The organism is Sphingomonas sp. jy18 (assembly GCF_056931895.1).
On record NZ_JBXPBT010000002.1, the window covers coordinates 646360 to 660117 of the forward strand.

The 13758-nt window shown below is 64.7% G+C and carries 5 protein-coding genes; 4 read left to right on the forward strand and 1 reads right to left on the reverse strand.

Going from position 1 to position 13758, the window contains the following annotated elements; genetic code table 11:
• Positions 1-150: 150 nt before the first annotated feature.
• The 4 genes from AC0QC4_RS08095 to AC0QC4_RS08110 all read left to right on the forward strand — a co-directional run bounded on the left by AC0QC4_RS08095 (position 151) and on the right by AC0QC4_RS08110 (position 12761).
• Positions 151-9117 carry a beta strand repeat-containing protein gene (locus AC0QC4_RS08095; protein ID WP_483659279.1) on the forward strand — a complete coding sequence of 2989 codons (8967 nt, stop codon included), beginning with the start codon at positions 151-153 and terminating at the stop codon, positions 9115-9117.
• A 145-nt stretch (positions 9118-9262) separates the two neighbouring features.
• Positions 9263-9721: a lasso peptide biosynthesis B2 protein gene (locus AC0QC4_RS08100; protein ID WP_483659280.1), complete on the forward strand. Its 459-nt coding sequence runs from the start codon at positions 9263-9265 to the stop codon at positions 9719-9721.
• Between the two features lie 47 nt (positions 9722-9768).
• Positions 9769-11499 (forward strand): ABC transporter ATP-binding protein, encoded by a 1731-nt coding sequence (locus AC0QC4_RS08105; protein ID WP_483659281.1) that lies wholly within the window; start codon positions 9769-9771, stop codon positions 11497-11499.
• Positions 11496-12761 carry a nucleotidyltransferase domain-containing protein gene (locus tag AC0QC4_RS08110; RefSeq protein ID WP_483659282.1) on the forward strand — a complete coding sequence of 422 codons (1266 nt, stop codon included), beginning with the start codon at positions 11496-11498 and terminating at the stop codon, positions 12759-12761. Before AC0QC4_RS08105 ends, AC0QC4_RS08110 begins: the two co-directional genes overlap by 4 nt.
• Here AC0QC4_RS08110 and AC0QC4_RS08115 read toward each other — a convergent pair.
• Positions 12744-13640: a glycosyltransferase family protein gene (locus tag AC0QC4_RS08115; protein WP_483659284.1), complete on the reverse strand. Its 897-nt coding sequence runs from the start codon at positions 13638-13640 to the stop codon at positions 12744-12746. The genes AC0QC4_RS08110 and AC0QC4_RS08115 overlap by 18 nt on opposite strands.
• Positions 13641-13758: the final 118 nt, after the last annotated feature.

The following is a 13758-nucleotide window of genomic DNA, read 5'->3' on the forward strand; positions in this document are numbered from 1 at the left end:
ATCAGTTTCGGGGTTCTTGGCGGCAGAATGGTTCTGCTGACATTGCTGGTCTCCTGACGACGAAATCTTCGATTTCGGCGACGCGAACCTTTGTGCCGTCTCCCCCTTGGCAAACCAACAGGCCGTGCAGGCCGGTCGAGGGAAGAGAAAATGGCGACGATCAACGGCACCAATGGCAACAACGTCCTCAATGGCACCAGCGAGGACGATGTCATCGTCTCGCGCGGCGGATCGGATACGATTACCGGCGGCAACGGCAATGATGTCATCATCATCGATACTGTTCCTGTGGGCAGCGATACGGTAGACGGCGGGGCCGGCATCGACATCGTCGTGCTGGATGCCGATTATGCCGCCTTCACCATCGGCGAGAGCAGCGGCCGCCTGATCCTCACCGGCCTCGACGCGACCACGGAATCGCTGATCAACGTCGAACAGGTCGTCTTCAACGATCAGACCATCTACATCGTCGGCGCCGGCGGTTATCCGACCATCCAGGCTGCAGTCGACGCCGCCGGGCCCGGCGCCATCATCCTCGTCACCGCCGGCACCTACGTCGAGCAGGTCGATATCAACGGCAAGACGGACCTCACCATCACCGCGGTCCCCGGCGCCAATGTCACCATCCAGGCGCCCGCCGACCTCGTGCAGACCGCCACCTCGACCAGCGGCCGCGCCATCAATGCCGTGGTCACCGTGGAAAACTCCACCAATGTCGTGATCGCCAACATCACGGTCGACGGCGCCGGTGTCGGCAACACGGTCGACGGCCCCAACGCCAATTTCGTCGGCGTCGTCTATCGCAACGCCTCGGGCGGGCTCGAGGATGTCGACGTCATCGGCGTGCGCGATGCCTATCCGGGCGGAAACACCGTCGGCGGCGAGCCGATCCAGAGCGGCAACCAGCGCGGCGTCGGCGTACAGGTCGACAATGACGCGCCGGGCATGGGCAACCCGCTGCTCGGTTTCTTCATGCACGGCGGCTCGATCAGCGATTTCCAGAAGAACGCGACCGTGTTCAACCGCGCCGATCTCGATATCGACGGCGTTACCATCACCGGCGGCGGCGCGCAGACCATCAATGCCCAAAACGGCATCCAGGTGCTCAATTCGACCGGCACGATCAGCAACAACATCATCACCGACATCGGCTATGCCGGCACGCAGGTCGTCTATTCGGGCATGATCCTCGCCTACGGCAACACGAATCTCGAAATCACCGGCAACACCATCACCGGTTCGAATGTCGACAGCAGCGACGCGAAAACCGTCGGCATCTATGTGCTCGATTTCGGCCCGGACAACAGCGGCGGCTCGATTACCGGCAACACGATCAGTTTCGTCGATGTCGGCATCGACGTGTCGGGCGATCTCGGCCCGGATTCCATCCTGATCTCTGGCAATATGATCACCGATGTCGACGTCGCCGACCCCTTCTCGGCCGGCGTCAGCTTTGCGCCCAACGGCAGCACCAACGACAACGTCAGCGGCTCGGATGGCATCGATTTCCTCTCCGGCGGCGCCGGTGCAGACACGCTCTCCGGCCTCGGCGGCAATGACACGCTCGACGGCGGCAGCGGCAGCGACACGCTGAACGGGGGGGGCGGTACCGACACCGCCGTATTTGCCGGCTCGGTTGCCGACTACAGCTATGTCATCACCTACGGCGCTGGCGGCTTCGTCACCGGTTTCAGCTCGGTTACCCATACCGCTTCGGGCGATGTCGATACGCTGGACAGCGTGGAAGTCCTGCGGTTCGGCGATGCGACGCTCGATCTGGGGGCGCCGGTGCAACTGCTCGATGCCGACGGAGACCTGGTCGGCACCTTCACTACCATCCAGGGCGCTGTCGACGCCGCCGGCGCCGTGAGCGGCGCGGTGACCATCCTCGTCAATGATGGCACCTACACTGAGAATGTCATCATCGATCGCGGCGACCTGACGCTGCGCTCGGTCAATGGGCGCGATGCCACCACCATCACCGGCGTTGCCGGTGGCGCGCTGGGCACCATCGAGATCGATCCGGGCGTCAACAATGTCACCATCGGCGGCACCGGTGCCGGCTTCACCATCGTCGGACTCAACGGCAATGGCGCCATCGAAAACGCCGCCATCTACCTGCAGGGCGCGCACGACAATATCGACGTGATTGGCAACGATGTCGTCGCCAATGGCGACGCCGGCCTGATGGGCGAATTCGGCCAGAACAACAGCAACCTCTTGATCGACGGCAATATCTTCTCGGGTCAGACTTTCGAAGGCGCCAACCCGTCGGGCACCGGCTTTGCGCAGCAGTTCGACGCCGGCAACAATGTCCCGCGCCAGCTGGTCGTGCTGGGCAGCGGCAACAATGGCGCGGTCGGCACCAATGTGGTGTTCACCAACAATCAGATCACCGGCACCGCTGGCGGCATCAGCACCACCACCGGCAATCCGCTGGGCAACACGCTTGTGACCATCGATGTGCCCGGGTCCACCATTTCCGACAATGTGTTCAGCGGCAACACCACCGGAAACGGCTACGCCTTGCGCGCCCGGAGCGCCGATACCGACATCACCGGCAATGCGCTGACCGGCGACAGCGCGGGCATTTTCGTCAACAATGGCGGCGTGCCCGGCACCTATGGAAACAATAGTTTCACCGGCACGGCTGGCGTCGACATCGTCTTCAGCATGACCGACGGCGACGATACAGTGACCACTTTTGCTGGCGATGACCAGATCGGCACCGGCGGCGGCAACGACACGATCGTCGCGGGCGATGGCAATGACATCATCTTTGCCGGCGACGGCAGCGACTCCATCGACGGCGGTGCCGATACCGACACGGCCGTCTATGCCACGGCCCGGTCTGCGTCGTCTGTCGCAGTCGTCACCGATGCATTCGGGCTGGTTACCGGCTTCACAAGCGTCACCACCGGCAGCGATACCGACACGCTGCTCGGCATCGAGCGGCTCCAGTTCAGCAACGTCACGCTCGAACTCGACGATCCGATCCAGCTGTTCGACACCAGCGGCGATCTTGTCGGCACCTTCGCTACACTTCAGGCCGCAGTCGATGCCGCGTCGGACGATTATGTCATCCGCGTACGCGCTGGCACCTATGACGAGGATGTGACCGTCGACGTCGGCGTCACCATCCTCGGCGCGCAGCGCGGCGTCGCTGGGGCCGATGGCGGTCGCGACGCGGCAGCCGGTACCGGTGAAACCACGGTCATCGGTCGCTGGACGATCACCTCTGCCGCAGACGTTACCATCGATGGCCTGCGCTTCGTCAACGATGCCACCACCACCGGAGGCGGCGCAGCTAACCCCATCCTCGGCATCCGCACCGGCGGCGACGCCGCCGGGCACAGCATCACCAACTCGATCTTCTGGTCGACTGTGGCAGGCGGTGCCAATGGCGTCGATGACCGGGCGATTTCGACCTCGGTCATCGGCAGCGGGGCGATCAGCATCACCGACAACCTGATCTCGGGCACCTCGATCGGCGCGTTCGGCACCGCTGCCTGGGGTCGCGGCATCTGGTTCGACGGCGGCGGTGTCGCGCTGACGGTCGACGGCAACACCACCCAGTCGACGCGTACTGCCATCAATCTCGACATGACCGGATCGTCGACCGCGTCGATCTCGGACAATAGCATCACCAACGCCGGTACCTTCATTTCCGGCGGCGTCGATGTGGACGGGGTCAGCCTGGTCGACAACGACCTTTCAAACGTCGGCACGGACTTCAACTTCCGCAACATTGCTAGCGACGTCACCTTCGATGCCAGCAGCGCGATCGACACCATCACCCCGGTCAACGCTGGGGTCGATACGGTCACCGTCCTTGGCGGCGCCGGCAATGACCGCTTCACCGGCACCGATGGCGCCGACGTGCTGGACGGCAACAATCTCAACCTGACCGCAGCGGACAATGACACGCTGATCGGCGGCCTCGGCAACGATCTGCTGCTCGGCCGCGGCGGCAACGACACGGCGGGCTATACCGAGACGGTGACGATTGCCGACATCGTGGCCGTGGCTGACGCCAATCCGCTGGTCGCGGGCGATCAGGCCGGCTGGACCGTTACTACGGCTGGCGGCACCGACAATCTGGTCGACATCGAGGCGATCAGCCATGTCGGCGGGCGCATCCTGCTGGTCGGCAACGGCGGCTTCGACACCATCCAGGCCGCCGTCGATGCCGCCAATGACGGGGACACCATCCTCGTTGCGGCGGGCACCTATACGGAAAATGTTTCCATCGACGTCGACGTGACATTGCTCGGCGCCAACCACGGCGTCTCCGGCAACGATCCGCGCGGCGCCGAAACGGTTATCGCCGGCACCATCACGCTCGCCGCCAATGGCATCACCGTGGACGGTTTCACCGTCGACGGCGGCGGCACGCTGGGCTCGGCCATCCGCGGCGCGGGCAGCCTGTCGACCCACAGCGACATCATCATCGACAACAATATCCTTACCGGTCAGACCGGGCAACCGATCCTGATGGGCTTCGGTTTCGGCGGCGGCATCGGCTCGAGCAACTGGTCGGTGAACGACAATCTCGTCACCAACATCTCGGGCAACAATGCCACCGGCATCGTGCTGTTCAACATCACCGGCCTGACACTAACCGGCAATGTGGTGGATCATGACAACAGCGCCTTTACCGGGCGCCGCGGTATCAACCTGGACGGTATCGTCGACGGGACGATTACCGGCAATACCGTGGCAGAAGGCGGCCCGACCGGCACCAGCTGGGGCATCCAGATCGGCATGTCCGACCGTGCGGTCTCCAACCTTACCGTCACGCAGAACACCGTTACCGGTTCGGCGCTCGGTATCTTCACGCTCAGCCAGCGCAGCATCACCGATCTGACGATCAGCGACAATGCGGTGACCGGCGGTACCAACGGCATCGTCATCAACAGCGGCGGCGCACTGCCGGTCGCGCCCGGGACGACCTTCACCAACATCGTCATCACCGACAACAGCGTCGACGTGACCGGCGATGCCATCCGCGTGCGCGACCTGCACGACGCGGCGGCGAACGGCCCGATCGCTTTCGACACGCTGACCATCCAGGACAATGACATTGTCAGCGGCCTGGTGCGCGTCGGCACCGACGGTGATAGCCTGCTCAACCTTTCCGGCACCAACGTCGTCGAAGGCGGGGACGGCAATGACAGCGTTTCGGTCGAAGGCACAGGTGCGGTCACCTTCGATGCCGGCGACGGCAACGACAGCTTCGTCGGCGCTGGCGCCAACGACAGCTTCATCGGCGGCGAGGGCGACGATGTCGTCACCGGCGGCGCCGGCAGCGACAGCCTCGACGGCGGCAACGGCACCGACACGGCGCGCTTTGCCGGGCCGCAATCGGCCTACACCGTTACCGTCACCACTGGCCCTGACGGCCGGGTGACCGGCTTTACCAGCATCACCGACGGGACCGATACCGACACGCTCACCAGCATCGAAATCCTGTCGTTCGACAATGGCGTGACGGTCATCGATCTCGCCGATCCGGTGCAGCTGTTCGATGCCGGTGGTCATATCGTCGGCACGTTCGACACCATCCAAGCGGCGGTCGATGCGGCAGCCGACGACTATGTCATCCGTGTCGCAGCGGGCACTTACGACGAGGATGTGACGGTCGATGTCGGCGTTACCATCATCGGTGCGCGCGCCGGTGTCACCGGCGCCGACGGCGCTCGCGACGCTGCGACCGGAACCGGAGAGACCACGATCATCGGCCGCTGGACGATCACCTCGGCTACCGACGCCACCATCGATGGCTTGCGCTTCGTCAATGACGCGACCACCACCGGCGGCGGAGCCGGCAACCCGATCCTCGCGATCCGCACCGGCGGCGACAGCGCCGGGCACAGCGTCACCAACTCGATCTTCTGGTCGACCGTGGCCGGCGGTGCCAATGGCGTCGACGATCGCGCCATCTCGATCTCGCCGATCACCAGCGGTGCGGTCGACATTAGCGAGAATCTCATCTCCGGCACCTCGAGCGGCCTGTTCGGCACCGCCGCCTGGGGTCGCGGCATCTGGTTCGACGGTGGCGGCGTCGCGCTGACCATTGAGGGCAACACCACCCAGTCGACCCGCACCGCGATCAATCTCGACATGAGCGGGTCGTCGACTGCGGATGTGAGCAATAACAGCTTCACCAACGCCGGAACCGCCATCTCGCTTGGCGTCGATACCGACGGGGTGACGATCGCCGACAATGACCTCACCAACGTCGGCACCGACTTCAACTTCCGCAACCTGACCACCGATGTGACCTTCAATGCGGATACGGCGATCGATGCCGTCACGCCGACCGATCCTGCCAATGACACGGTGGTGATCCTTGGCGGCACCGGTAACGACACACTGACCGGCACAGCCGGCAATGACATCATCGACGGCAACAACTCGTCCAACCAGACCGCCAGCGACAATGACGTGCTGACCGGCGGGCTGGGGAACGATGTGCTGCTCGGCAGGGCAGGCGACGACAGGCTCGATGGTGGCGATGGCGATGACGCGCTGAACGGCGGCACCGGGCTCGACACCGCAGTCTACAGCGGAACGATCGCTGCAGCGAACGTGGTTGCCGCAGCCGACGTCGATCCGGTCACCGCCGGCAATCAGGCGGGCTGGACGGTGACGACCGCTGGCGGCACCGACACGCTGCAGGGCGTGGAAGTGATCAGTCACGCTGGCGGCACCATCCGCCTCGTCGGCAACGGCGGTTATGCCACCATCCAGGCGGCGGTCGACGCCTCCGTCGATGGCGATGTCATTCTGGTCGCAGCCGGCACCTATGCCGAGGATGTCGACGTCGATGTGGGCGTGCGGATTATCGGCGCCAACGGCGGCGAGCTGGGCACCGATGCCGGGCGCGATGCTGCCAATGGCGTCGGGGAAACCACAATCATCGGTAACTGGCGGATCACCGCCACCGCCAATGTCACCATCGACGGCGTGCGTTTCGTCAACGATGCGACCACCACCGGCGGTCCATCGAGCGCGCCGTTGTGGGTGCTCACGGGCGGTACCACCGGTCATAGCATCACCAATTCGATCTTCTGGTCGACGATTGCAGGCGCCGCCAACGACGATCGCGCCATCCAGGTCTCGCCAATCGCAAGCGGTGCGGTGTCTATCACCGGAAACCTCATTTCCGGCACGCAGCAGGCCATGTTCGGTACCGCGAGCTGGGGTCGCGGCATCTGGTTCGACGGCGGCGGCGTCGCGCTCACGGTCGATGGCAACACCATCAGCTGGGCGCGCACTGCGATCAATCTCGACATGGCGGGGACATCGACCGCCACGGTCAGCAACAATGATCTCACCAATTCCGGCACGGGCGTTTCTGTCGGCAACGATACTGACGGCCTGACGCTGATCGACAATGACGTCAGCAACCTGGGCACCGATTTCAACTTCCGCAATTTGACCGGCAATGTGCTGTTCAACGCGGAAGTGGCAGTGGGCACGCTGTCCCCGGGTTTTGGCGCCAACGACACCGTCGTCATCCTCACCGGGTCGGGCAACGACACGGTGGTCGGCACCAGCGGTGCCGATTACATCGATGGCAACAATCACCCGACATTGGGTGCGACCGCCGATGTCGATACGCTGAGCGGGATGGGGGGCAATGACGTCATCTTCGGCCGCGCCGGCAATGACGTGCTCAATGGCGGTGCCGATAACGACACGCTCGATGGCGGCGACGGCAATGACCAGATGTTCGGTGAATCCGGCATCGATAGCCTCACCGGCGGTGAGGGCAACGACACGCTCGATGGCGGCACCGGGGCCGACACGCTGAACGGCGGCAATGGCGATGATACGCTCATCGTCGACGATATCGGCGATGTCACCATCGGCGGCGCAGGGCGGGACACCGTGCGCACCAGCACCGCAGTGTGGACACTGGCCGCCGACATAGAGGTGCTCAGCGCCATTGGCCCGTCGGGGCTGATCGGTACCGGCAATGCGCTCGACAATACCATCAGCGGATCTGTTTCGACCGACACGCTGACCGGTCTCGACGGCGTCGACACCATCTTCGGCCGTGCCGGCAACGACACGCTGATTGGCGGCGAAGGCAATGACCTGCTCTACGGGCAGGAGAATGATGACGTCCTGCTCGGCGGCAATGGCAACGACTATCTGGAAGGCGGCGCGGGCATCGACATCATGATCGGTGGCGCGGGTGACGACGTGTATCTGGCTTCCGATTTCGGCGACGTCGTCGCCGAACTCGCCGGAGAAGGCACCGACACCGTCCGTGCGGTCAATGCCAACTACACGCTCAGCGCCAATATCGAGATCCTCCAGTATTTCGGAACCGGCAATTTCACCGGCTATGGCAACAGCGAGAACAATCAGGTCATTGGCGGCAACGGCAATGACTTCCTCTACGGGATCGAAGGCAATGACCGGCTGATCGGTGGCAATGGCAACGATTATCTCGACGGTGGCATCGGGGCCGACACATTGAACGGCGGGCAGGGCAATGACGCCTATATCGTCGACAATGTCGGCGATGTGGTGTCGGAAGCGGCCAACGAGGGCACCGATACGGTCCAGACTACACTGCTGACCTATACGCTCACCAACAATGTCGAAAACCTGAACTACACCGGCGCCGGTAACTTCACCGGGACCGGCAATGCTCTCGCCAACACCATCTTCACCCAAGGGGGCAACGATGTGGTCAATGGCGGCGATGGCAATGACGTGATCGATACGCGTGGCGGCAGCGATGTGATCAACGGCGGGGCGGGTCGGGATATCATGACCGGTGGCACTGGCGCGGATCGCTTCGTATTCTCGTCGACTGCGCACACCACGGTGGGGACGGCAGACCGCATTACCGACTTCAGCACGGCGCAGGGCGACAAGATCGATCTGTCAGGCATCGATGCCATCGCCGGAGGCGGGGACAATGCCTTCACCTTCATCGGCAATGCCGCTTTCAGCAATGTGGCCGGCCAGTTGCGGGTGTTTACGCAGAGCGGCAACACCTTCGTAGTGGGCGACGTCAACGGAGACGGCGTCGCCGACTTCCAGATCCAGGTCGACGGAATTGTCCCGCTTGCAGGGAGCGACTTCATCCTTTGATGTCGATGCAATGCAGCGAGGCAGTCGCTGCGTGACATTACGGCGAGGCACCGCAGCAATGCGGTGCCTCGTTCGTTTCTGGCAGGACAGATTGCTCTGCTGCCAAAGCGCGCTATGGCCGCTGCAGCAAGGAGCAAGTGCGGCGATGCGATTGCTGGTCAAGGCGCGGAATTTTCAGCAGCGGCCGCTGTTCGTTCAGGCATGGTTCCTGCCCTTGTGGGTGATGCTGGGCGCGGCAAAGCTCGCTATCCGCATCGTCCCCTTCTCGGCAATAGCGCCGCGACTGGGCAGGGCGGTGCCGCCGATCACGCCTGAAAAGCTCGGTTCCCCCCGATCCCGCCAACGGGCCGTTCGCATTGCGGAAGCCTTGCGGGTGACAGCGCGCATGACGCCGTGGACCAGCGATTGCTTTCCAAAAGCGCTCGCCGGGGTCGCGCTGCTGCGCCTTTATGGTCTGCCCTATGTGCTTACGTTCGGCGTGCAGGACGGACAAGAGGGGCTGGCAGCGCATTGCTGGCTGGTTAGCGGCAACACCGCGATCTGCGGCCTCCGCAATGCCCAACAGTTCAGCACAGTGGCCAGTTTTGTGCATGGTGAAGGCTGATGCCGCCCCGTAGCGCATTTTCTACATTCGTACGGCTGATGCGGCTGATGACGCCCACGCAGGTCGGTCTGCTGGGCTCCCTGATGATGCTTGTCAGCCTGACCGAGGGGATCGGGTTGTTGCTGCTTGTCCCGCTTGTCGGGCTCGTCAGCGGCGATACTGCGGCAAGCGGACCCGCGCGACAGATTGCCGACTATGCCGCTGCAATCGGTATTCCGCTCAATCTGGCGGGGATGCTGGGCCTGTTTATCCTCCTGATCGCTTTGCGCAGCGGGGTCCAGTACGCCCGCGAGGATCTGGCGATGCGCATCGAGCGCGAGCTGATCGACCGCTTCCGCAAGCGCAGCTATGCATCCCTGCTGCGTACCGAGTGGCGCTGGCTGGCGCACAGCCGCCGTTCCGATCACGCTCATGTGCTGCTGTCCAACATCGATCGCTTGGGTGTCGCCGTGACGCAGGGGATCGCGCTGGTCTCCTCCGGCCTCACCATGCTCGCCTATGTGATCGTCGCCGCGAGCCTGTCGCTCGGCATGACCGCGCTGGTGGTGGCGACCGGCTTCGTCGTCTTCCTCGGGCTCGGCCGGCAGCGACGACAGGCGCATCGGCTCGGACAGCAGTTGAGCGAGAGCAAGCGCGCGATGTTCGGCATCGTCGATCAGGGCCTGGCGGGCATGAAGCTTACCCGAATTCTGGGAAACGAGCAGCGCCAGCTCGATCAGTTCGACCGGGCGATGCGGGCGATGCGGTCTCAGGCGTTCACCTATGGCACCAGCCTCAACCTGTCGCGCATGCTGTTCCAGCTGGGCGCCGCCGTGCTGTTGGCCGGCTATCTCTACGTCGGGCTGGCGTGGTGGCGGTTGCCCGTGGCAGAGATAGTGACGCTGGTGCTGCTGTTCGGCCGCGCCGTGCCGATGCTGCAAGGTCTGCAGCAAACGCTGTTCTCGTGGCTGCATTCGGTGCCTGCGGTCCATGAAGCGGAACGACTGCTGGCGGACACGGAGGCCGCCGCCGAGCCGACCGCCGACCAGCCGCATCGGCCGGGCTGGACCGTCACGCAGGCGCTTTCACTCGATGCCGTGACCGTGCAGTGGGAAGGGCGGGACCGTCCCGCACTCGACCGCGTGTCGCTGTGCCTGCCAGCGCGCTCGACGCTGGCGGTGATCGGGCCTTCGGGTTCGGGGAAATCGACACTGGCCGATGTCGTCATGGGTCTGCTCGCACCGGACAGCGGTACGCTGACCGTCGACGGGCGCATCGTGACGGGCGCTGCCCGTCAGGCGTGGCGGCGGTCGGTTGCCTATGTTCCGCAGGAGGTGATGCTGTTTCATGACAGTATCCGCGCCAATCTGGCGTGGGGCCTGCCAGCGGAGCAACTGTCCGCCGATACCGAGGCGGCGATGAACGAGGCACTCAGCCGTGCTGCGGCCGATTTTGTCCATGCGCTGCCAGAAGGGCTCGACACCATTGTGGGCGATGGCGGCATGCGGCTGTCCGGCGGCGAGCGCCAGCGGATCGCGCTCGCCCGGGCGCTGCTCAGGCAGCCCAGCCTGCTGATCCTCGATGAAGCTACCAGCGCGCTCGACCCCGAAAACGAGCTCCGCATCCGCGACGCGCTGGCAGGACTGCATGGGGACCTGACGATGATCGTCATCGGCCACCGGCTGCCGGCGCTGGAGCATGCGGACCGGATCATCCGCATGGAGCAGGGCCGCATTGTCGCACAGGGAAGCTGGGCCGACGTCGGCGGCGCCCTGGGCGCAGAGCGCTGGTCGGCATGAGCGCGTCTGTCGAGGAGCTACGGCGCGTCGCCATGTCGCTGATAGCACCCGCGCTGGTGCCCGACCCCGCCGCGCTGGCGCTCATGGACGCGGCGGACTGGCAGTGCCTGATCGCCATCGCGCGCAATCACCGCATCCTGCCGCTGATGCACGCCCGTCTGCGCGCGGAAGGCAGGCAGTGGCCGGTGCCAACCGACCTCCACGGCGCCGCTGCCGACAGTTTCCGCAAGCATAGCTACAAGGTGATCCTCGCCCGGCGCAGGATGGTGCAGGCGATAGCCGTGCTGGCAGAGGCGGAGATCGAGACGATAGCGCTGAAAGGCAGCTATCTTGCCTTCCATGCCTATGCGGAGGCTGGCCTGCGCCCACTGCGTGACATCGATCTGCTGGTGGCACCGGCCGATGCACAAACTGCCTGGCACACCTTGCGCGCCGCCGGATGGCAACCGCTGTTCGATGCCATCGGCACGCTGGAGGAGTATCAGCGTGTCAAGCACCAGTTGCCAGGCCTGATGTGCCCGGACGGCAGGGTGATGCTGGAAATCCACCACCGCGCGCTCCACGGCAGCGGCAGCGATCCCGATCTTGCCGACGATCCCGAATTCGCTCCTTCGCTGCAGCGCACCGAGATCAACGGCACGCGGGTATCCTATATGGGCGCGGAGTTTCTGCTGGCGCACCTCATCATCCACAGCGCCCACGATCATCAGTTCGACAACGGCCCCGGCATCTTTGCCGACATCGCCGCACTGCTCGCCACCCACCGCATCGACTGGCCCAGCTTCTGGGCGGTTGCCGAGCGGTTCGTCGCGGTGCGGTCGGCCATTCTTGTCCTGCGCATCGCCGAACTGTGGTGGGCCATTCCGGGCATCGCGTGGGGCCAGCATGCCGCCGCAGCGGCGGCCGTGCCCCGGCAACTGATCGAGACAGTCGTCCAGCTTTCCCTGCGCGACCGCGCGAACGCCGCGGAATCGGCCTTGCTATCCCGCCTCGACAACGCCCCCGGCGTCGGCGCAAAGCTGGCGCTGGTCGCCCGCAAGCTGTTTCCGCCACCATCTCTGCTGCGCGCGGCCTACCCCAATAGCGGCCGCCCATCGGAGCTGCCGGCCCTCTACTGGCGCAGATGGCGGGATCTGGCCGGGCAGCGCATCGGCGCCTATGCCGCGACGATGAGGTCCGCCGATGGCCATGCCCATCGCCGCCGGCTCGCGCAGCTCGCCGGCTGGGTGCGGGCAGGCGCGATCCTAGGCGATGGCGGATGACAGGAAGGTCACAAATCCGATTGCGGTCAGCAGGCGGTTCCATTCCAGATGGGCGAACCGCCGGGGATCGGCATCGGGCACATGCAGGCCGCTCACCGCCGCTGTCCCGGCCCCGAGCACATCGTCGAGCCACAGGGGCTGCAGCCCGTGCGTTTCGGCAAAGCGCTGCATCCAGCCATAGCGGTTGGCGATGATGCCAAGCCCGGCTGCGGCATATTCCAGGGTCTTGACGCTGGTCTGGCTGTTGAACGGGGCAATATCGGGCGTGACGTTGAGGCCGAAGCGCGCCCGCGACAGTGCCTCTGGCACCTCGTCCCGCCCGATCGGCCCGGCAAAGTCGATGCCCAGCGTGGCCAGCCGCCCACGGTCGACATCGGCAGGCACGTTTCCGAACGCGATGATCCGCCAGCCACATTCGGCCAGCCGCACCATCGCCTGCACCACGCCTTGCCGCTCGATCGACCCGCAATAGACGATGTCGTGCGTCGGCGCGCGGTTGCCGCAGCCGAAAATGGCGGCATCGACGCCCACCGGCCGCAGCAGGGTCGGCACATCCTCGACGAACCCCAGGCTGTGGCGGATATGCGTTTCGGTAAAGATGCGCGCGCGCGGTCGCGGGGCGGCCCATCGCTTCACGACATCCTTGACCACGCGGACCTGCCCGGCCGAAAGGCTGTGATATTCGTGCACCGCGGGTATGCCGAGCCGATGCAGCTGGCGCTGATGGCGCAGATTGAACGCGATGGCGGCATCGGAGCCGGCGGCGGCCTCGGGCGAACCGACCAGTTTTGCGGAATGGCCCGACCGCTCAAGGTGATCTGCATAGGCCCAGGCCTCGGGCAGATAGGCGTGGCCGGTCAGGATTATCGCAATGTCCACGCGGGCTTCTTCTTGTATTCGGCGGTCATGTTGCCGAGAAGCGGCAGCGGTTCAAGACAGATGTTGCGACTCGGCAAAATACTTGCCCACCGCAATTGTCTGTGCTCCACAGGATACA

What these genes read in the sequence shown, in the direction of transcription:
- AC0QC4_RS08100 (WP_483659280.1), top strand. Translation starts at nt 9,263, where the DNA reads ATGCGATTGCTGGTCAAGGCGCGGAATTTTCAGCAGCGGCCGCTGTTC.
- AC0QC4_RS08095 (WP_483659279.1), top strand. Translation starts at nt 151, where the DNA reads ATGGCGACGATCAACGGCACCAATGGCAACAACGTCCTCAATGGCACC.
- AC0QC4_RS08105 (WP_483659281.1), top strand. Translation starts at nt 9,769, where the DNA reads ATGACGCCCACGCAGGTCGGTCTGCTGGGCTCCCTGATGATGCTTGTC.
- AC0QC4_RS08110 (WP_483659282.1), top strand. Translation starts at nt 11,496, where the DNA reads ATGAGCGCGTCTGTCGAGGAGCTACGGCGCGTCGCCATGTCGCTGATA.